15 protein-coding genes are annotated in these 21,141 nt (G+C 54.8%); 8 read left to right on the top strand and 7 right to left on the bottom strand.

All coding sequences use genetic code 11. The annotated features are described in order from the left end of the window. Positions 1-49: 49 nt before the first annotated feature. The 4 genes from ABD796_RS29100 to ABD796_RS29115 form a co-directional block, all read right to left on the bottom strand. Positions 50-985, bottom strand: a complete 936-nt coding sequence (locus ABD796_RS29100; protein WP_344915021.1) for a 5'-nucleotidase — start codon at positions 983-985, stop codon at positions 50-52. A gap of 203 nt (positions 986-1,188) precedes the next feature. After that, a complete protein-coding gene (locus ABD796_RS29105) occupies positions 1,189-1,926 on the bottom strand; it encodes a hypothetical protein (protein WP_344915023.1) in 738 nt (245 codons plus the stop codon). A gap of 1 nt (position 1,927) precedes the next feature. Further along, the gene (locus tag ABD796_RS29110; protein WP_344915025.1) at positions 1,928-2,689 is read right to left on the bottom strand and encodes a hypothetical protein; all 762 of its coding nucleotides are present in this window, start codon (positions 2,687-2,689) and stop codon (positions 1,928-1,930) included. A gap of 11 nt (positions 2,690-2,700) precedes the next feature. Beyond that, complete coding sequence (locus tag ABD796_RS29115; protein ID WP_344915027.1) at positions 2,701-3,882, bottom strand: SPFH domain-containing protein; 1,182 nt, start codon at positions 3,880-3,882, stop codon at positions 2,701-2,703. Positions 3,883-4,122: 240 nt separating this feature from the next. On the opposite strand from ABD796_RS29115, the gene ABD796_RS29120 reads away from it, so the two are divergent. From ABD796_RS29120 to ABD796_RS29145, 6 genes are all read left to right on the top strand, one after another. Continuing rightward, positions 4,123-5,442, top strand: a complete 1,320-nt coding sequence (locus ABD796_RS29120; protein WP_344915028.1) for a glycoside hydrolase family 30 protein — start codon at positions 4,123-4,125, stop codon at positions 5,440-5,442. 28 nt (positions 5,443-5,470) lie between these two features. Further along, positions 5,471-6,811 carry an ABC transporter substrate-binding protein gene (locus tag ABD796_RS29125; protein ID WP_344915029.1) on the top strand — a complete coding sequence of 447 codons (1,341 nt, stop codon included), beginning with the start codon at positions 5,471-5,473 and terminating at the stop codon, positions 6,809-6,811. Between the two features lie 74 nt (positions 6,812-6,885). Then, on the top strand, positions 6,886-7,800 hold the full coding sequence (locus ABD796_RS29130; protein ID WP_344915032.1) for a carbohydrate ABC transporter permease: 915 nt from the start codon (positions 6,886-6,888) through the stop codon (positions 7,798-7,800). A gap of 2 nt (positions 7,801-7,802) precedes the next feature. Next, complete coding sequence (locus tag ABD796_RS29135; RefSeq protein WP_344915034.1) at positions 7,803-8,645, top strand: carbohydrate ABC transporter permease; 843 nt, start codon at positions 7,803-7,805, stop codon at positions 8,643-8,645. Positions 8,646-8,680: 35 nt separating this feature from the next. After that, entirely contained in the window at positions 8,681-10,507 is a 1,827-nt protein-coding gene (locus ABD796_RS29140; protein WP_344915036.1) for a cache domain-containing sensor histidine kinase, read from the top strand. Further along, positions 10,494-12,152, top strand: coding sequence for a response regulator (locus ABD796_RS29145; RefSeq protein WP_344915038.1), 1,659 nt, complete (start codon positions 10,494-10,496; stop codon positions 12,150-12,152). Before ABD796_RS29140 ends, ABD796_RS29145 begins: the two co-directional genes overlap by 14 nt. Before the next feature lie 115 nt (positions 12,153-12,267). Here the strand turns inward: ABD796_RS29145 and ABD796_RS29150 are convergent, their stop codons facing one another. After that, complete coding sequence (locus ABD796_RS29150; protein WP_344915041.1) at positions 12,268-13,593, bottom strand: ABC transporter substrate-binding protein; 1,326 nt, start codon at positions 13,591-13,593, stop codon at positions 12,268-12,270. Between the two features lie 59 nt (positions 13,594-13,652). Then, positions 13,653-15,929, bottom strand: a complete 2,277-nt coding sequence (locus ABD796_RS29155; RefSeq protein ID WP_344915043.1) for a glycoside hydrolase family 31 protein — start codon at positions 15,927-15,929, stop codon at positions 13,653-13,655. A 203-nt stretch (positions 15,930-16,132) separates the two neighbouring features. Between ABD796_RS29155 and ABD796_RS29160 the strand changes: the two genes are divergently transcribed. Further along, positions 16,133-18,715: a TIM-barrel domain-containing protein gene (locus tag ABD796_RS29160; RefSeq protein WP_344915045.1), complete on the top strand. Its 2,583-nt coding sequence runs from the start codon at positions 16,133-16,135 to the stop codon at positions 18,713-18,715. Positions 18,716-18,802: 87 nt separating this feature from the next. Further along, entirely contained in the window at positions 18,803-19,615 is an 813-nt protein-coding gene (locus ABD796_RS29165; protein WP_344915047.1) for a helix-turn-helix transcriptional regulator, read from the top strand. Here ABD796_RS29165 and ABD796_RS29170 read toward each other — a convergent pair. After that, positions 19,558-21,108 carry an ABC transporter substrate-binding protein gene (locus tag ABD796_RS29170; RefSeq protein WP_344915049.1) on the bottom strand — a complete coding sequence of 517 codons (1,551 nt, stop codon included), beginning with the start codon at positions 21,106-21,108 and terminating at the stop codon, positions 19,558-19,560. The two genes, ABD796_RS29165 and ABD796_RS29170, sit on opposite strands and share 58 nt — an antisense overlap. Positions 21,109-21,141: the final 33 nt, after the last annotated feature.

The raw sequence follows: 21,141 nt of genomic DNA on the forward strand, positions 1-21,141 counted from the left end.
CCCTCTAGCGCACGGCTCTTCTCTCCCTAAGAACATCCGCGGCAGCCGTTCATCCCCCGTCCCGCTCGCGGTTCGTAATGCCGAACGGAATATGAACGGACGGGACGAGGCGAGCCACATCCTCGATATGGCCCACCTGGTCATCGAAGAAGATATGCGGTTTGTACACCGCAAGCACCCTCCCCTTGTCGATTCCCCCAAGGAAGAACGCCTCGTCGATGCGGATATTCGCCTTTCTCAGCGTTGTGACGACCCGCTCGTGGGCGGGAGCATTGCGCGCGGTGACGATGGCGACGCGGATTTTGGGACGGTATGCGGGATTGTTGCGGTTGATCTCGGCCTCGCGATTTTGCAGCTTGGAGATTTCCGTCAAAAACCGGTACAGCGGTCCGGCCGGCAGCGGCTCGGCGGCCTTCTGCCTCTCATGGTCATGGAACGACTCGATCTCCCCGTCCAACTGAAACACCGTCTCGGCCGAATCGTCGGCAATAACGCCGTCAAAGTCGAAAGCCAGGCGCAGCTCCTGATCGTCGTCGTTGTCGATATAGTCGGTCGGGTACATGCAGCCTGCGGGAAAGCCCCGCTCCACCGCCTCCTTGACATCCTTCGGGTTGCCGGACAAAAACAACGAAGCGTTGAACGCTTCCATATATTCGAACGGATTGTTGCCCGCGAGAAAGGCGGCCCGGCTGATCGGCAGCTTGTAGTGCTCGATCGATTTGAAGACGCGCAGCCCCGTATCCGGATCGTTCCGCGACAGCAGCACGACCTCGACCGGCTGCTCCTCCGGCGTATTGATGCCGAGCAGCCGCTTGATCAACGGAAAGGCGACGCCTTTGCCCAGCGTGGCGTATTCGTTGTTTCTCTGGTACGCGCGGTATTCGTCCTCCCCCAGCTCCCGAAACACGTGATCCGATTCGGTCAGATCGAACAGGGCGCTTGAAGCGACGGCGACGACAAATTTATTTTCGATCGGATAGGCCACGGGTTGCACTCCTCTTTTGCTCTATGACAGGCTCTAGCGCCTATTATACGCCTCTCCGGGGCGGGACGCTATGGATGGTATGATGCTCGATCTGATCGTTCCCCCCTCTTGCAGAGCAACTGTTCGGCGTAGCGAATGCCGAGCCTCATTAAGCCCGATCCCAACTCATACGGCTCCGCTATCCGTCCAACGATGCCAACAGTTCACTTCAGCGGGGTGCCGCAGTAATCGCACACCTTGCGTTCGTTCGCGCCCAACGACATCTTGGCTCCGCAGCCGGAACACTCCGTCACTCTATGAGTCGGGGCTGGCTCGTTCTTGCCTTCTGATGATTTCTTCTTGGAGGGCTGACGCTGCGGCTCTCCGAAATGGAATTCCTGATTAATCTCTACGTTAAACGAATTCACCAAGCTCGGTTCCGGCCTATTCCGTCTTCCTGCAACGATAATGCGTCTCGGATTCTCATACAAGGTTGCGCCCGGCAGCCGCCCCAGATGGATCATACGATTCAAATCGGTCATGACGGTTGCGGGATTCTGATGCGTGCTCTGGGCGATCACATCGACAGAGGTCATATGCTGGTCCATAATCATCATCTCGTAATGACCATAAGTTTGCTCCAGCGCTTTTGTCCTTAATCGCGCAACAATCCATAAAGAGAAAGCCGGAAGAGCGAATAAAATAGAAAATACGACAACCAAAATAACGTAACCAGCCGTTTCCCCTTCCCCCTGAGTAAGGGCCAAAAAAGAGGTACACAGCAAGAACCAGATCCCCATCAAAAAAGCGGCCAGCAGCTTCAGATCGCCTGTTTTCAAATGGTTGGCGTGGCGATGTTGAACCGCCCGGATTATCAGCATCAACAGACCGATCGGGAAAAAAATAAAAAACATAAGAACAACCCCGTAGCCGGGAATCTTCGGTTTGATGAGGTATTTCATGTTAATCGTTCCTCCTGTAGGCAGAATCCCGCAGCCTGGCCCCCCGCTTATCCAAATCCGCAACGATATCTTGGGCCAGTCGCAAGGACATCTCTAGATGAAGCTCGGCGCCTCCGGGCTCGCACAATTTGGCGATGCATCCTTCCAGTTCCCTCATCTGCCATAGCGCCCCTTCTTCGAGCGAGGATAAGGACGGGATACTAAGAGGGTTCGCCCTATCCAGATGTTCCCCGATCGACTGAACGACCGTTCCAATCGATTCCTTCTTTGGATGATCCCATTTCGCCAACGCATCCCGTATCGAGGCGAACGAGTCCCTCATTTGCCGAATAAAGAAAGTGCGGTGCTCCCGGTCCTCCTCTCCTTCGGCTACGAAACGAACATATTTGCCAGTCAGGAGCTGAGCGCAGACCAGAACAACCCATGTCGAGATATGTACCATGGCAAAGGACAAAACGGGAATCCGGATCAGGCTCCCAAGCACAATGAAATAAACGAGCAGAAGGACGAAATAGCCGCCAATGACGGTTCCTTTGACCAGATAGGCGGGCAATACCTGTCTCCCTCTCCGATCCAGAAGCAGCATGCCCCGGACAAATCGGAAGACTAGCCACTCGGCCCATAAAAAAGAAGCCCAGGAAATCCAAACATAAGCGGAGGGCAAACCCCATTGATAAAATAGCCGCATTAACATGCTGGTCGCTACCAGCAGCAGAAGGAATACAACGGTCGTCGTAACGCCGTGGCCGCCGTGCTTCTTCATGCGCTCTCTCCTCACCCTGCCTGATTTCCGCATTCTGGACAAAATTTTTGTCCCGGCTCCAATTCATAGCGGCAGCGGCTGCACGTAACGGTTACTCTTTTACCACACTCTGGACAAAACTTGCTGCCTTTCGGAATGGTCGCTCCGCAATGATGGCAGGCAGCCCCCATCTCGCTGCCGCAGCTCTTGCAATGAACGGCATCGGTCTCGTTATCCGTCAGGCAAACCGGGCAAGGATTGTAGGGATCTCCGCAATTGGTGCAAAACTTGCTCCCGTAAACCAGCGGGTGTCCGCATTTACTGCAACCGGGATCTTCCATATCGAATTCGCCTTCGTCTACATCTGCGGCATCATCGGAGGCGGTAAGGGAAAATTCGATTTTCAACTCGTCCCCGATGTCGTCCAGCCGCAGAGCGGGCTTTTTCATAGGGGGCGTAACGGCAGGTTTAAGGAAGGAAAGCTCCTGCGAGACGGTGCTGCCAAGAATATCCCTTTCCGCTTTTGTAGCCAGCGCCTCCTTCAATCGAGAGGTCATCGCATCGTCTTCGGGAATGTTGATGGAATCCGTATTGAAATTAAGCAAGCGGACCCCGAACGTCTGAAACAAAGGAGCGATTTTTTTCTCGATATGTCTGGATACTTCACCGATGTAAGCGTTAATCTCCAAAATGTTAATTTTTTTATGAATCAGGTAAGCGGACAAATATTCATTAATGTTCATTGTAATAATTGCGCGGAAATGTTTCCCGATTTCCTCCTGGTCGTATCTTCCGAGCGTGCCGACCACTTGCGTGAGAAACATCCGTGTGTCCTCGATCTGTATTCCGAATTGACCGAACGCCCGTAAAGAAATAGGCAGTCCATAAACCGGGTCTTTCAGTTGGATCGGAGCAGGCGTCCCCCACTTGACCGTAAGGGTTCTCAGCTTGTTCACGTACCAGACCTCTGCGGTAAACGGAGATTTCCCTCCGAACGGAAGCTTGACGAGCGAAATGAAAAGGGGCACGTTCCTCGTAGATAACGTATGCCTGCCCGCCGTATAAAGCTCTGTCGCCTGTCCTTCCAGAAAAAGCATCGCCTCTTGCGATTCGTTCACGATCAGCTGGGTCCAAGTCCCTAGCTCCTGACTGGGATATTTCCACACAAGCTCGTCGGGAGGACCATCGTATTTTACGACTCGAATAATGGCCAAAATAGTTGTTCCTTTCTGCATTCATTCGTGGTCTTTATTTGTTGGTTTATGATGCTTACGAACTATTCTGATTATAGTACGTGCAGATTTATAAATCGATTCAAATTTTGGAAATGACGCGAAAGCGAACATTTTTGATGAACGAGCAAACAATCCTTTATTCCTCCGCTTAATTCCTTTGTCTATAATCGAAGTGTCTGCTACAAACAAGTACGCCACTACCGACACGGAGGGGACACGATGACAGAGGCAACAAAAAAATCGCCCATTTTATTTTCTTCTGACAGCACCTTGCGTTGGGAACGCAGGGAGCTGCCGAACATCTCCGCGCAAGGCAAGCCGGATCTCACTTTAACGGGCACGCGGCTCCAGCCGATCGAAGGGTTTGGCGGCTGCTTCAACGAGTTGGGCTGGGCCGCCTTGTCCGCTGCGAAGGACGACAACCGGCGCGAGGTTCTGGATCAATTGTTCGATCCGCTCGCGGACGGGCTGCGTTACGATATCGGCCGTATTCCGATTGGCGCGACGGACTACGCAACCGATTGGTATAGCTGCAACGATACGTCCGGGGACTACGCCATGGAGCATTTCACGATCGAGCGCGACAAAAAGCAGCTGCTTCCCTATATACAGGCCGCTTTATCCAAGCGACCGGACATGACCATGTTCGCTTCGCCGTGGAGTCCGCCGACCTGGATGAAGCACCCGCAGGTTTACAACTACGGCAAGTTGACCTGGACCGAACAAAACCTTCGCGCCTATGCTCTGTACCTGCTTAAATTCGTCAAGGCGTACGCTACGGAGGGAGTAACGGTCAACCAGCTCCATTATCAGAACGAACCGCGCGTTCACCAGCGTTTCCCGTCCTGCATCTGGACTGGCGAGGAGCTGCGCGACTTTTTGCGGGACTACCTTGGCCCGGTGTTCAAGGAAGAGAGCCCGGAGACAGAGCTGTGGCTGGGCACGCTCAACTGCGACAACTTCGATAAGTACGCCGCCGTCGTCCTGAAAGACCCCGCAGCTCTTGAATATGTAAGCGGTGTCGGATTCCAGTGGCTCGGCAAGCTGGCGATTCAGCGGACCCATTTGACGTGGCCGGAACTGCGGCTGATGCAGACGGAGAACGAATGCGGCGACGGAACGAACAGTTGGGATTACGCCCATTATGTGTTCAGCCAGGTCTGGCATTATTTGAACAACGGGGCGCGCAGCTATATTTATTGGAATATGGTGCTGCCCAAGGGCGGCGAATGCACGTGGGGCGGGAATCAGAACAGCCTGATCAACATCGATATGGAAACGGGCGAAGCGGTGTTCAATCCCGAATTTTATTTGTTCAAGCATGTAAGTCGATTTGTCGGACAGGGCTCCGTCAGGCTTTCGCTGGGCGGGCCGTGGAGCGGCAACGCGCTTGCGTTCGAGAACGCCGACGGCCAGCAAGTGATCGTGATCAACAACCCGCACGACACCGACGCCGAGCTTTCCATTCATTGCCCGGACCGGGGCACATGGAAGTTCGTTGCCTCGCCTTTATCGTTTCATACGATTGTGCTTGCCTAGCCTACTAAAGGGAGAGGGTATTGTATTCATGCCGAACATAATCAAACGTGGCGTTGTACTCGCGGCAGCAGCTTCGCTTGCGCTGATGAGCGCTTGTTCCAACGGGGGGACCGGCACAGGTGCGGATTCATCCGGAAAAACGCCGAATGCTTCGCCAGGCGCCGTCTCTTCGCCGAAGAAAGAAAACATCGAATTGACGGTCGCATGGTGGGGTGCGCAAGCGCGGCACGATTTGACAATCAAAGTGATCGATCTATTCCAGAAGAAATATCCCCATATCAAAATCAATACGCAATATTCGGCCTATGACGGGTATATGGACAAATTGAATGTGCAGTTTTCGGCAGGCAATGCGCCGGATGTCATTCAGTACGGCGGCAGCCTGCCCGAATTTGTCAGCAGGGGCGTCGTGCTTCCGCTTGATCCGTATGTCGGAAAGATATTCCATATTGAGAATATCGACAAATCGATGGTGGATGCCGCCAAATTCGACGGGAAGCTGTACGGGATTTCGCTCGGATCGAATGCCCGCACCATCGTCGTCAACAATACGCTTCTGCAGAAATACGGGTTGAGCGTACCGCCGAACAATTGGACTTGGGACGACGTCAAGAAGCTGGGTATCCAGTTTGCGGCTGCTTCCAACGGAGCTTATTTATTGAAAGGCTTCGACTTCGATCTGAACGGCTTCGAATACTTCGTTAATCAGCGAGGCAAGTTTCTGCATAAGAACGGCCTCATCGGCTTCGACAAGCAGGATGTGATGGATTGGTTTGTGCTGTTCGACGATCTTCGCAAAAACAAAGTCATTCCTCCATCCGACTTTCAAACGGCAGAACCGAAAGAAATCGAGAATTCGTATCTGGTCAAACAAAAATACGCGATGGCGCTCATTTCCAGCAACCAGCTCGAAGCCTCGCAGGTCGTCATGAAGGACCAGCTATCGCTCCATGACTTGCCGCACAACGCCCAAGGCAGCGGCGTTCCGCTCCGACCGAGCATGTTTATGGCCGGATATGCCAAAACCAAGCACCCGGAGGAGGTAGCCGCCTTCCTCGACTTTATGGTGAACGATCCGGAAGCGACGAAAATTTTGGGGAGCGAGCGGGGCATTCCGGTATCCTCCAAAGTGCGCGATCAGTTGAAAACGTCCTTGAATCCAACGGATAAGCTCGTCTACGAATACGTCGAATATATCGGAGGCTCGTCCAAAGCTCCTTACACGCCAGACTTGCCGGGCGTCAGCGAATCCACGAAGCTTTTCCAAGTCACCAGCGACAAAATCGGCTTTAAACAGCTGACGCTCGAAAAAGCGGTCGACGAGCTCTGGACCGAGCTGGAGAAAATCATGAAGAAATACGCCAAATAAAGGAAGGAAGCGTCCGGTGGGAGCCCATTCGCAAGCCGGAATGGGCTCCGGCGCTAACGGGAAGGAGCAACTAGATGATCACGCGCTTCCGTATAAGCAAGCAGACATGGAGAAGCAACAGGGCGGGGTACTTGTTTTTGCTGCCGTGGTTGGTCGGTTTTTTTGGACTGACGCTTATTCCGATGCTCAGCTCGCTCTATTTATCGTTTACTTCTTACGATCTGCTCACGCCGTCCCGCTGGATCGGACTCGATAACTATAAGGCGATGTTCACGAGCGACCGCGCTTTCGCCGATTCTGTGAAAACGACCCTGCTGTTCGTCTTTTTGTCGGTACCTTGCAAGCTGGCCTTCGCTTTGCTGATTGCGATCGTATTGAACCGGCAAATGGCGGCCGTCAAGCTGTACCGTACCGCCTTCTACATCCCGTCCCTGCTCGGCGGCAGCGTGGCGATCTCCATCGTCTGGAAAAAGGTGTTCGACGGCGACGGGCTCGTCAATCAAGCGCTTGCTTTGTTCCACCTCGACGGGCCGTCGTGGATTTCTCATCCCCATTACGCCGGTCTGACGCTCGTCGCCTTAACCACGTGGCAGTTCGGATCGTCCATGGTCATCTTTTTGGCTGGGCTTAAACAGATTCCCACCGAGCTCTATGAAGCTTCGGGCGTAGACGGAGCGCGGAAAATGAGACAGTTTTTCCATATCACGCTTCCACTGCTGACGCCGGTCATTTTTTTCAATCTGGTCATGCAGTTCATTCATGCGTTTCAGACGTTTACGTCTGCCTTCATCATCAGCGGCGGAACCGGGGGACCTACCAACTCCACACTGCTGTACACGCTGTATTTGTACATGAGAGCCTTCAATTTCTTTGAATTCGGCTACGCCTCGGCGATGGCCTGGCTTCTTCTGGTCGTGCTGGCCGCGTTTACGGCATTCTTGTTCATAAGCTCCAGATTCTGGGTGTTTTATGAGGATGGGAGGAAATGATCATGCTTACAACTGTCCGTATCCGCGGAGCGGTGTACCATCTGCTCCTGGCGCTGTTCGCCATCGGCATGCTTTACCCGGTATTGTGGATGGTTTCCAGCTCGTTCCGGCCAAGCGCGGACATCTTCACCGCCCCCGGCTTGTGGCCCGGGATCGTCAAGCTGGACAATTATGCGAACGGCTGGTATGGCATTCGCAATTCCAACTTCGGATCGTTCCTGTGGAATTCGACGCGAATCAGTTTGCTCAGCGTCGCGGCTACGATCGTCAGCTGCTCGATGGCGGCCTATGCGTTTGCCCGTATCCCCTTCGCGCTCAAGCCGCTTTGGTTCGCGCTGCTCCTGCTGACGCTGATGCTGCCGGTCCAAGTAACCCTGATTCCGCAGTACACGATGTTTCACGCCTTTGGCTGGATCGATACGATTTGGCCGCTCATTACGCCGAAATTGCTGGCGACCGACGCGTTCTTTACGTTCCTGATCGTGCAGTTTATCCGCGGGCTTCCACGCGAATTGGACGAAAGCGCGACCATCGACGGCTGCGGCTATTTCGGCATCTACTGGCGCATCATCATGCCGCTCGCGCTGCCGGCTCTGATCACGACGGCCTTGTTTACGTTTCTGTGGACGTGGGACGATTTTTTTATCCAAACGATTTATTTAAATTCACGCAAAATGTTTACCGTTCCGCTCGGCTTGCGGCTGTTTCTCGACTCGGAAGGACAATCCGACTGGGGGGCGATGTTCGCCATGTCCGTCGTGTCCTTAATTCCCTGCATCGCCATCTTTTTATTCAGTCAAAAATACTTTGTCGAGGGCATTGCGACTACAGGACTCAAGGGGTAAAATGAAGCCACTTTGATCGTCTGGGAGGAACTTGTGTGCGGCCGCGCAACTTGTCTGTCATCATGGTGCTTTGTCTTGTCGGCATTAATGCGTTGTTTCTGACAACCGTCACGACGATCTCGTATCGGATTTATTCGCAAATTACGTTTGAGGAGGTCAGTGAAGCCAAGCTGACGCTCATGAATGAAACGGTCAACCAAGTGTCCACCTATATGAAAGGACTCAGTCAGTTTGCCCTGTACCTTGTCTCCAACGAATTTGTGATCGCTTCCTTGTCAGAGCCTCCTGCATCATCCTTCGATGCCGTGAACAAGCAGCGCGATTTGACCACATTTGCCACCCAAGTGCTGGCCATGAACCGGGCTATTCATTCGATCGAGATGTATACGGACCGCTTCGAATCGTTCCCCATCTACCCGAACGGCTGGGTATTTCCCCTTGAGGTTCTCAAACGGCAGGAGCAGTTTTCGTTTTTCGAGCAATCGGACGGAGCCTGGCTTCCTCAGCATCTGTCGGAAGCCTACCAGGTTCAGGTGGTCAGTTATATTCATCGGATTCATAGCTTGAAAGGCCAAACCATCGGATTCGTCAAACTAAATATTTTGGCGGATCATATCCTCGTCAACAATAACAGGCCGACAACTCCGTATCAGCAGCTGCTGCTCGATATCGAAGGCCGGCTCATTGCCAGCAATGCCGTAGGGAATGGGGACAGCCGACTTGACGGGCTGCTTGTCGAAGCGAATGAAGGGGAATGGTTTGCGCTGGCCCGGAATACGGATCAGTCGAACCATTATCAGATCATCAAGCAGCAGGGCAAAAAATATGTGGCGATCGTATCCGCGCTCAGTCCCGAGCAATGGCGAATGATGCAGCTCATACCGCTCGATATTCTGCTTAGCAAAGCAAACAAAATCGGCCAATACGTAGCGATTCTGGGCATCGGCGGATTGCTGCTGTCCATACCGCTCGCTTTTTGGATCGTCCGTCTGATGGTTTCGCCGATCCGCAACATTATCGCCGGGATGAGAGCCGTGGAGGACGGTAACTTCGAAGTCAGAGTAAAAGCGTTTGCCGTCGAAGAATACGCCGCCTTATCGGCCAGCTTCAATAAGATGGCGCAGCGCCTGCAAGAATTGCTGGAAAATTTGAAACGAGAGCACAAGAAGAAGCGGGAAGTCGAGCTCCATTTGCTACAATCCCAAATCAAGCCCCATTTTCTGTACAATACGCTGGACATGATTTATTGGCGCGCGCTGGATTACAAAGCGGACGATATCGGGATGATGATCAATCAATTGGGCAAATTGTTTCGCATCGGATTGAACGGCGGCCATCTGTATATTAAGCTGCGCGACGAGCTTGAGCATGTCAAATGCTATTTACGCATCCAGAAAGCAAGGCTGCACCTTAAGATTGATTATAATGAGGACATTCCGGCCGCCTTGATGGGACACTATGTGCCCAAAATAATATTCCAGCCGTTTATCGAAAACAGCATTATGCACGGGTACGGCAAGAACGGCGAGCATTCGATCGTACTGGAGATCTCCGGCCGGATTCAAGGCGAACCGAATCGCCAATGGATGGAGCTGACGATACGGGACAACGGGATCGGCTATCGGGGAAACTTTGATTTCACCGCATTCCAAGGAATAGGCGTCCGCAATGTACATGAACGAATTCAGTTATATTGCGGCGACGATTATGGGGTCCGGTTAAGCGATCATCCGCTCGGCGGTGCGGTCGTTACGATCCGGCTGCCCCTTATCGACAGCGAAGACAAGCTAACCGACCGATTGGACGGACATCACGAGTTTGATTCTGCACAGAAGCGGAGGATATCCGATGAAAGCGTGTAAGCGAAAGGGAGTTTTTCTGGTTGACGACGACCCGCAAACGATCCACGGGCTGCAGTCCCATGTCGCTTGGGAATCGATGGGCTTGCACGTTCTCGGTACGGCCGCGGACGGAAGGGAAGCGCTCGACCGCATTCGACAAGCGGCAATCAAGCCTGACATTGTGATGACCGATATTTATATGCCGGAGATGGACGGGTTTACGTTTATTCAATCGCTCAGAAAGGATGTTCCCGACATCCGCCTCATCATTTTGAGCGGATACGAGGAATTTGAAAATGCGCGGCAGGCGATGCGGTACGGCGTGCAGCACTTTTTGCTGAAGCCGGCGAGCAGGCAAGAAATCGAATTCGTGCTGCGCGAAACGGTACAGGAAATCGATATTCAGCTGGAAGAGGCGACGATCCGGGAAACGTACATCCGGCAATTTACCGACAATTTGCCCCGTATCCGCGATTCGTTCTTTCGGGAACTGCTCGTTACCCGGTATGCGCAGGAGGAATTGTCTTCGGAGAAGCCGGCGCTAATCGGGTTTCCGTCTCTCCCCCATTTGATCGCGGCGAGCATCGAATTGGTTCGGCCTCCTTATTTGGGCAAAAATCAAGAACGGCATTGGCAGCTGTTGAAATTCGGCGCCGGCAACATCGTGAACGAATTGGCCGCGCAATCGATCCGGCAGCTTCCGGAACTGACGATACACGCGGTCGATTTTACGGATGAACGCTTTGTCATCGTCCTGCTTTCGACGACTGAAGCGGGGATGGAGGAAGCTGCACTGGCGCTTGCCGAACAAGCGCTGGACAAAATATTGCTCTTCCTGAAGCTATCCGCCGTTGCCGGTATCGGCAGACGCAAGCAAGGGTATCACCATCTGATCGATTCCTACCTGGAAAGCCAGCAGGCGTTGAAAGCCGCCGAATATGACGAATTGAACAACGTTTATCAAGCAGCGGACAACAACGATCGAGAGGAAAGCGAGCCCTTCCGGTATCCGCTTTCCGCTATTCAACAAATGCATGATGCGCTCAACCGCCAAGACCTGGATCTATTTAATCAAAGCTGGCTTGCGATCAAAGAGTCGATACAAACGCATAAACTTCCCCTGTATATGATGCAAACGCTATGTACAAGCGTTCTCAGTTCAATGCAGCTTGCCGCTTCCAACGCGCAGCCGGGACCCTATTCCGAGAACGAGATGTCGAACCTGATGGAACAGATGTATGCGCAATCGACCGCAGCCGGATTGAGAATATGGATGGACGACTTTATTGCGAAATGGAAAGGCGAGATCGGGCGCGGGCAGGAAAGCAATACGCTCATCAAGCAGGTGAAGTCGTGGGTGTCGCAGCATTATGGCGAAGATATTTCCTTCCAGGAAATCGCGCAATCGTTGTACGTCGGACGGACCTACTTGAGCCATTTGTTCAAGCGTGTGACGGGGGAGACGTTTTCGCAATATTTGATGCATTACCGGATAGCCAAAGCGACCGAGCTTTTGCGGACGAAGCAGTATATGGTCTACGAGGTTAGCCAAATGGTCGGCTATCAGAATCCGACTTATTTCAGCCAAGTGTTTAAATCGGTCAACGGCTACAGTCCGACGGACTGTATGAATTGGAAACATCCTTCGCAAAACCAGGAACGCTGAAATTCCATAATCCGTGAAAATCCGCTATAGAGGAGGAGTCTTCAGGGGAAGGGAAGCGGACGCATGCCTCAGTCATGCGCCCGCGTATGAACTTTGCAGAAATACCGGCTGCGGATTACTTGGCTTTCGCCTCGGCCAACCCTTTCACGGTGCCCTCTTGCGCATCTCTCAAGGCGCTGTTCAAATCTTTGTTCTCCGCCAGCACCTTCATCATCTCCGGCAGCAAATATTTGTCCTGGGCATTAACGCCGTTAACGAGTCCGGGCGCCCTGCCCTGCGGCTCGGGAGCGAACTTGACGGAATAGAACGCCTGGATGTTCTTTCCCTTGTACACCGGGTCGTTCTCCATATACGCCTTCTTCACCTTCTCGTCGGTCAGTACGGGGAACAGCCCGTCCTTGGCCATCTGCAGCTGGTACTCCTCCGACGTCATGTAGGCGGCCACCTCGAACGCGGCCTGCTGCTTCTTGCTGCCTTTCATAATGTAGTTATAGCGGGCGTTAGCCTGCAGCCCGACCCCCGGCTTCTCCTTGTAGCTAGGCACCGATACGATGTCCCAGGCGAATTCCAGCTTGTCGACATTCAAAGGCATGATCGTCATGCCGGATACGCCGGTCTGGAATATTTTGCGGTCCTCCTCCTTGAACGCCGTCTTCAGGTCGAATTTCAAGCCGGGCAGCGTATAGAAACGCAGCCAGTTGTTCGCCACTTTTTTCCAGTCTTCATTCAGGAAGGTCGACTTCTCTTCTTTCGGATCGAGGTAGGGCAGCTCGAACGGATTGGCCGCGAAAAACGTATCGCCCCAGCGGTCGCTGAAGCCGCGGTACTGCACGCCGCCTTCGGAGCGGGTCAGCTTCTTGGCGATTTCGTAAATGTCGTCCCACGTCATGCCGTCCTTCGGGTAAGCGACGCCGAATTTATTGAATAAATCTTTGTTATAGTATAAGGCGTTTACATTGAGATTCAACGGAAGTCCGACGATTTTGCCCCCTGTCGCCTTCTGCATCAAATCGAGCGTAATCGGGTCCAGTCGGGACGTATCGTAGTTGTTGCTCTTGATGAGGGGGCTAATGTCCTCCGTCAAGCTAAGGGCGTTCAACTGGTTCGGCAGCGCCCCCTTCGTTCCTACGAATACGTCGGGCGGAGTACCGGCCGCCAGCAAATCCTCGATATTCGATCCTTTCTCCGGCCGTATTCCTTTCACCGTAATATGCGGAAATTTCTTCTTCAGCGGCTGCACGTAAAACTTCTCGAATTCCTCCGCCGTTGCCGAATATAACGAGAAGCTGAGCTCCACCGGTTCCTTGGCGACATTCTTGGGTGTTTGTCCGGCGCCTCCCTCTCCGGCGTTTCCGCCTGTTTCCTTATTGCCCCCGGACTGACTGCCGCATGCGGCGACGACGGGAACGAGCAATGTTAACGCAAGCGCTTTTTTCCACATGTTCACTAACCCCCTGTTATATGGTGTGTTAAAGAAATGAATTGCCGTTTACCGGCGCATTAACAGCCGGATAAAGCGCTTAAACAGCGCAGCTCTATCGAGTGCGATCGGTCTGCCGCCTCATGAACCGTAAGGCGGATAATACCGTCGGCATAGTGCCAGTCCTTGCCCGAATCCAGCCTGCGCCCTTGCAGCAGCACCTCGGAAGGAGCAGCGCCGGCGTGAATGCCAAGCTCGAACGAGCGTTGCTCGGGCATATTCTCGTAGCAACCCTCCCGCGGCTCGATCACGATGCGGATCTCTCTGTCATCGGCTTCGCTCGTTATGCGGGTAACCGCTATCTCGCCGCCGGCATAGCGGAATGTCGTTCCGTCATCCTCGTACAGCGTGAATTCGCTCGAGCCGTGCGGATACAAGTGCAGGCCGATCGTATCGACCGGCTTATGCCCGACGTAATCCATTTCCGGCCATAGCGGAAGTATCGCTCCCGCCTTAATAAACAACGGTCCGCCCCGGTCGCCCGGAACGTCGGCGGTCACATCGGCAGGCCCGACGTAACGCTCTCCGCTCCAATAGTCGATCCATTCCCCTTCCGGCAGGTGCACCTCGTTCGTAAAAGCGGCGACCAGCATAGAGGGGCCGAACATATACTGCTGCGTAAGCTCGTCGCATCTCGGGTCGTCGGGATACGCCAGCGGCATCGCCCGGATAATCGGCATTGCGGTCTGCGCGGCGACATGGGCGGCCGAGTAAATGTACGGGAGCAGCCGGTAGCGCAGCTTCGCATACGCTTTGAACATGGGCAGCAGGTTTTCGCCGAGCAGCCAAGGATGCCGCCAGTACGCCCAGCTGTTCACTTGCGACCACGGCTGCAGAAAGCCGAAATGGATGCCTTGCGGCGTGAACACGTCCATATCGCAGCTGGCGTTCGCGTGTCCGGTCATGCCATGCGCGAGCATCGAGACGAGCGGCTTCGGTCCGCCTCCCGTGTCCCCGGCCCACGTCGCCGCGTACCGCTGAATGCCCGCGTATCCACCGGATGTGTAAATCATCGGCCTCAAGCCGCCATGCTCGCGAAAGCCCTCGTGCATCTGCTTGTTGAGCAAGACGGGGTAAGCGTTATGCATCTCCTCGTCGTCCATGCCGTTGCCCCACTTGCGGTCGGGGTGCTCGTTGACCTGTCGTGCCCCGTCCATCTTGAACGCCTTGACTCCCTGATCGACGAACGGAGTCAAGTGGCGGAACCAAGGCTCATCCCGCTTCGTCAGTTGGTCCATGTAGACGGGAGCGTGCGCGCGCAAGTCCTGCTCGAAGTCGTCGGGGTGGTAATCGCCGGACTCCTGTTCGTTGCCCGAGGCTTGTGCCCGCTCCCCCGCGAGCTTCTCCTCGTGGTACGTGATGTCGTAGTCGCTGCACAGCCACAGGCTGAGCTTGAAGCCGAGCCGCTCCAGCGCGCCGACGAACGTCTGCTGTCCGACAGGGGCCCAGCCGGGAATGTAGAACCGGTCGGGATGCCACTTCTTGCCAGTGGAGTAGTCGTAATTTTTCTCCATCCATCCCGGCTCCAGACCGATCAGGTCGCACGGTATGCCTTCCCGGCGAAAGCTCATCGCATCGTCCAGCATTTCCCTGGCATTCGCCTGCTGGTTGCATACGAATGTCAGTCCGTACGCCCATATCGGCAGCATCTGCGGCTTGCCGGTAATATCGGTATAGCCGTCCAGCAATTGCCCGTAATCCTTGCCGGCGATCAGGTAATAGTCCAGCTCCCCGTTTCTGGCAAACAGTCTCCAGCGATCCGGCTTGCTGTGCCCCAGATCGAAGAAGTGCCGCCAGGTCGTATTCAGAAACAACCCCCAGCCCTTGTTGCTGTACAGAAAAGGAATCGGCGAGTAGCAATCGACGTTCTTGACCCACATTTTCGCCCGATGACCGCGCTTTTGCAGCCCGACTCTCGACTCGTCTCCGAGCCCGTACAGCTTCTCGTCGTCGGCAAGCGAGAACTCCGCGGCGAAACCGGACTCTGCGGACGAATTCGGGCTTTCCGTTTCCCGCAGCAGCTCGAGTCCGTCCCCGTCGGAGAACGTGACCCGTCCGTCTCCCCTGCTGACCGTCACCGCCGCCTCCACGGTGCGAATGGTTACGGCGTCCTCCCGCTCCTCCAGCTCGAACGGTACCGGAGCCCACTCGCTTCTCACTACGCCGTACTTCACCAAAGCCGCCTCCGCAAACCTGGTATGCGTCCCCAGACGTATCCGGAAAATACGTTCGGACACCGGCTCCACTCTCACTATCCCGCCGTGATGCAGCGGAACATCTACGTGTCTTTCCTTCATTGCTGTCTTCTCCCCCTTCATCCTCTCCCCATTTATTGTATAAAACAATACTTCTCGAACCTATAGCGTACGATTGCAGGAAAATGGTACGTTGATGACTTCTTCGAATTTGTTATGGTAAAATGAATGCACTTTCCAAAATACGCGACGCCATTCCCACTTTCGTGACAACGCTTCCACAATAATATCGGAGGTGCCCGGTGATGTCCCCTACGCTAAGCTTTACGCTGGCCAACGGTCTATTCGTACGGATTCAGGCTGTCGCGGAGCATACGTTCCGCATCCGCGCAAGCAAGTCTCCCGACTTCCCGGAGTCCCCGCTCGTCCGTTACGGCATTTTGTCCGCGAGCGAGGAGCCCGCCGGATGCCGGATCGAGGAATTCGACTGTCACGCACGAATCCGCTCGGAGCATGCGAGTCTCGATATCGACATGCGCGACGGTACGTTCGTGCTGTCGCGACCGGACGGAACCATCCTGACCGCGAGCGCGGCCCCGCCCCGTTCCGGACCGGACGACGGGTTCGAAGCGCAGTTTCGGCTGACTGAAGCGGAGAAATGGTACGGACTGGGCGATAAGGCAAAAGATCGGATTCAGATCAGAGGGCTGCGCGCCGCTATGCGGACGGCGAAGGATGGATTCAGGGTGCCGATTCCGTTCATGATGAGCAGCCGGGGGTGGGCGCTGCTGGTCAATTCGACCCGCCCGCATACCGTCGATATCGGCCACACCGTGCACGACCGGCTGACGTTCGGCGGAAGCGAGGGGACGCTCGATTATTATGTCATCGCCGGCGAAAGCTTGGGGACGCTTCTGGACCGGTATACCGGCTTGTCCGGCAGGCCGGCACTTCTGCCGCTCTGGGCGTACGGGCTCACCTTTATCGCCAATCAATACGCCACGGCCCGCGACGTTATCGAGGACGGGCTTAATTTCCGCCGGGGCGACATTCCTTGCGACATGATCGGCCTGGAGCCCGGATGGATGGCAACGATGCGCGATTATTCCACGAACAAACAGTGGCATCCCGAGCGCTTCGCCATTCCGAGCTGGAACCCGAAAGGCCCCCGCACGTTCATGGGGGCATTGGACCGGATGGGCTTCAAGCTCAGCCTGTGGCTGTGCTGCAATCATGATGTAAGCCGGCAGGAGGAGCGCCGTCTTGCCGGCAGGACGGCTGCCGATCCCGAGGCAAGCGAGGATTGGTACACCCACCTCGAGAAATTCGTCGAGCAGGGCGCAGCCGCCTTCAAGCTGGAAGCTTTTCCATTCGAGGACAGGCCCGAGCTGGAGTGGGCCAACGGCATGAGCACGGATGAGATGCACCATCTATATAATTTGCTGTTGTGCAAGCAAATCTTTGGCGGATATGTCGAACAGACGGGCCGCCGCCCCCTCGTATATTGCGCGAAGGGCTACGCCGGCATTCAACAATACGCTGTCACCTGGACCGGTTATCAGTATGTCAATCTGATCGAGCTGCTTAACCAGAACATGTCCGGAAACATAAACGCCTTGACCGACATGGAGGTTCATGCACCCTCCGGCATTCATTTCGGATTTTTGCAGACGCTGGCCCAGGTTAACAGTTGGGCGTACTGGCAGCATCCGACTTTGCTGGACCCGGACTTGATGCAAATGTTTCGCATGTATGCGAAGCTGCGCTACCGGCTCATCCCGTATTTGTACTCCGCGGCCCATACGGCCGCCCGTACCGGCTTGCCCGTCATGCGCGCCATGACGCTTATGTTTCCCGACGATCCCCGTTCGGACGGCCTGCTGGAGCAATATATGCTGGGCGACGCCTTTCTGGTCGGCTTGGCAGACCGCATCTATTTGCCGGAAGGGCAGTGGATTGATTATTGGACGGGCATGCGTTACGCCGGCCCGCTGGAGCTGTCCAGCCCGGTTCCCGCACACGCCGGGGGTTACTTATTCGTCCGGGACGGGTCCATTATACCGGTATGGCCGGAGGTGAGCCATGTGGGGTCCGCCTTGCCGGAGAGGATCGGCATCGAATTGTACCCGCGAGCGTCCAACGCCTATGCCTTGTATGAAGATGACGGCGTAACGTACGAATACCGGAAGCACAAGTTCTCCCAGACGAGCATAAGCTTTGCTACCGAGGAGGAGCGGCTTGTCATTCGCCTTGGACCGCGTGTGGGGGAATTCACGGGCATGCCGGAGAAGCGGACATACGCACTGTCCGTGCATGCGGAAAGCGAACCCTTCGCACTGCTTGTGAACGGGGTACCGCTTTCCCGGCTTTGCCATGATGCCGACCGGGCCGGCACGGAGGCGGACGGCTGGGAGTTTGACCGGGACTCTTCCGTTATCCGGTTGTGCGTTGCCGAGGATCCCGGCAAAGGTCAGGTACGGATCGAGATCGATTTCGCCGCAGACGGCGATAAAGCTGCCGCAAGCGGCAAGGAACGAAGAGGAACGAATCAGCGCCGCTTTATCCGGCCAACATCCGACAATCCGCTGATTCGGCAAGTGCTGAACCAGTTGGACGAGAGCTTGGACCAGGAATTGACGCTGAACGTGATCGCCGAACGGCTTCATGTGAATTCGTCCCATCTGAGCCGGTTGTTCAAGCGGGAAACAGGCTTCTCTTTCTCCGCCTACGTACTCGATCTGAAGATGGACCAAGCCGCCCAATTGCTGATCGCCAAACGAAAAATCGGGGACATCGCGGAATGGCTCGGATTCACGGACGCCAGCCATTTCGTTCGCGTATTCCGCAAATATTGGGGCGTAACGCCCGGCAAGTGGAGTGCTCCCTGACGCTTTATTCCATTACTCCATCCGGGAGGATTCGGGGCGCGGCCGTCGAATGTGAAGAAACAAGCGCACCAACCGGGAGGCGGACTGATGGGAGCATATCCGATAACAGTGGTGTATCAGGACTACTGGAAAGAAAAGCCGCGTTTCATCAAGGCGAAGGCCAATGAGCCCCGCTGGCTGATGTTTGCCGTAGAAGAAGGCCGGTTCTCTTACCGGATCGACGATGTAAGCGGAGAGGCCGTCCCCGGCGACATCGTGCTTTGCCCGCCGGGCCTGGAGTTCCAGCGCGAAGTGATCGAGCCGCTGACGTTTCACTATTTTATTTTTTATATCCACGATACGGGCGAGGGCGCGGAAACACGGTCGATCGATCTGCTGCGCAGCCTGTTCTCCTTTAAATATACGTCCAGCGAGCAGGAGCGGCTGTTCAACAATTACCGTCTGCTGAACCGTCTCATCCGTACGCAGAACCCGCAGAGCAAACGATGGGTGCAGCATTTCGTCAACGATATGTGGGCGCTGTTCCATATGGACGCCGAGCAGTTGGCGACGCAGGACCGGCTTGCCGACGACCGGCTGATGAAGGAAGCAAGGGCGCTGATCGACCAGCACGCCTTCCGGGAAGTCCGGCTTCAGGATATTGCCGGTCTTCTGCATATTCATCCGGTGCAGCTGAGCCGAAGATTTCAGCACGTGTTCGGTATATCGCCTTCGCGGTATTTGATCGCCATCCGGATGGAAAAAGCCAAGACGTTGCTCGTGCAGACGGAATATACGCTCGACCATGTCGCCAAGCTATGCGGATACGAGAACGGCTTTTATTTCAGCCGGGTTTTCACCCACTACAGCAAGATGAACCCGTCGCAGTATCGCAAAATGTACAGCCTCGCCACGCTATAGCGTTTCCGGATATGCGACTCGATCCGTTCGGAAACGATGCTTCCAGGGCTCGCGGAATCTCCCCCGGCAAGCGAAAAGGACGCCACTCCGTCAGGAGGGCGTCCCGCCTGGAGCCCCCGCAAGAGCAGGCTCCTTTCGCATCGCAATAGGATGGCGTTTACTTCTGTTTGCTTTGAATCTCCTCGATTTTTTTCTTGGCTTCTTCTTCCGCCTGGCGCATCGCGGTATTGATGTCCGTCGCTCCTTGCCAGATTTGGGTACCGTATTTGGCGTAAATGTTTACCAGGTCGGCGTCGTACAAAGCTTTGGGCGGAATTGGGGCCGGTTTGTTCTGGAAAATCGCTTTGAAATTTTTGTCCTTGAACACCGACTCTTGACCGAGCGCCCCGCGTACGCTTTTCGCTTTTCAGCACCGGCATGATCCCCTTCTTGGACAAGCTCGTCTGGAACTCGTCGGAAGTCATGTAATCCAGCACTTCCATCGCGGCTTCCTTGTTCTTGGCGATGCTCGTAATGCCGAAGTTGATCGAATTGATCTGCGAACCGGAGCCCGGCAAGTCCTCGAAGCTCGGCAGCGGCGCAATATCCCAATCCACTTCCTTGAGCTGATCGGTCCAGATCGTAATGAGGCTGGACAAGTACGCCATCATAGCCACATTCTTATCCTTCACGAAGCCGCTATTGTCCGGTATGGTTTGGAGCGATCCCGGCGAAAGCTGCATATCGACGAAAAACGTCTGATAAAAGCGCTTCCATAAATCGTTTGTGTTAATGGTCGGCGTATGGACCTTCACATCGGCATTTGGTATTGAAAGCGGATTCATTCTTGTCAGCAAACCGGCATTGGTGCCGAAGCCGGCATACTGCACGCCGCCATCCTGACGCGTCAACCTTTTGGCCAGATCGGCCGTCTGCTTCCAGGTCATGGTTCCCGTCGGATAAGGAACGCCGAACTTGTCGAAGATCGATTTGTTGTAATACAGGATAAGATTGTTGCCATAGACGGGGAGGCTGTACATTTTGCCGCCGGACAGCTGCCGGATCGCCTCGATCGAGGTGGGCTCGAACCGGTTCAGATCGATTTTGCGCGATTGGATCAAATCGGTCATATCGTACTGGAGCCCGTTCGGAACCAAAAAGTTTTCATAAAAGCCGATGGAATGATAAGTGATGTCAAACCTAGTTCCGGATGTAATCATTTCCGGCAGTGTCGTTCCCTTTTGGCTAAAAATATACGAGATTTTGTAGTCCGGGAACTTTTTGCGGATCGCGTCGCCGAACCGGTAGTTGAAGCTATCCTCCGGATCGCCGTTGATGGCGTAGAACACCAGCTCGACCGGCTCCTTGGGCGCCTGCGGCTTGACGGTCTGTCCTCGTTCGGCTTGCTGCCCTTCCGCCGGCTTGCTCCCGCTCGTGCCGCACGCCGCCAAAGCGGCGGCGGACATGCACAAGACGAGGGCGAGCGAGCCTGTTTGACGCATCTTTTTTAACATGGCACGACCCCCTTTTCATCATGAGAAAACGAT

It is taken from the genome of Paenibacillus hodogayensis, assembly GCF_039536325.1.
Taxonomy (GTDB): Bacteria; Bacillota; Bacilli; order Paenibacillales; family NBRC-103111; genus Paenibacillus_AB; species Paenibacillus_AB hodogayensis.

Coding starts and splice junctions, on each gene's coding strand:
- ABD796_RS29160 (WP_344915045.1), top strand. CDS start 16,133: ATGTCCCCTACGCTAAGCTTTACGCTGGCCAACGGTCTATTCGTACGG.
- ABD796_RS29145 (WP_344915038.1), top strand. CDS start 10,494: ATGAAAGCGTGTAAGCGAAAGGGAGTTTTTCTGGTTGACGACGACCCG.
- ABD796_RS29150 (WP_344915041.1), bottom strand. CDS start 13,593: ATGTGGAAAAAAGCGCTTGCGTTAACATTGCTCGTTCCCGTCGTCGCC.
- ABD796_RS29105 (WP_344915023.1), bottom strand. CDS start 1,926: ATGAAATACCTCATCAAACCGAAGATTCCCGGCTACGGGGTTGTTCTT.
- ABD796_RS29110 (WP_344915025.1), bottom strand. CDS start 2,689: ATGAAGAAGCACGGCGGCCACGGCGTTACGACGACCGTTGTATTCCTT.
- ABD796_RS29165 (WP_344915047.1), top strand. CDS start 18,803: ATGGGAGCATATCCGATAACAGTGGTGTATCAGGACTACTGGAAAGAA.
- ABD796_RS29130 (WP_344915032.1), top strand. CDS start 6,886: ATGATCACGCGCTTCCGTATAAGCAAGCAGACATGGAGAAGCAACAGG.
- ABD796_RS29155 (WP_344915043.1), bottom strand. CDS start 15,929: ATGAAGGAAAGACACGTAGATGTTCCGCTGCATCACGGCGGGATAGTG.
- ABD796_RS29120 (WP_344915028.1), top strand. CDS start 4,123: ATGACAGAGGCAACAAAAAAATCGCCCATTTTATTTTCTTCTGACAGC.
- ABD796_RS29125 (WP_344915029.1), top strand. CDS start 5,471: ATGCCGAACATAATCAAACGTGGCGTTGTACTCGCGGCAGCAGCTTCG.
- ABD796_RS29135 (WP_344915034.1), top strand. CDS start 7,803: ATGCTTACAACTGTCCGTATCCGCGGAGCGGTGTACCATCTGCTCCTG.
- ABD796_RS29170 (WP_344915049.1), bottom strand. CDS start 21,108: ATGTTAAAAAAGATGCGTCAAACAGGCTCGCTCGCCCTCGTCTTGTGC.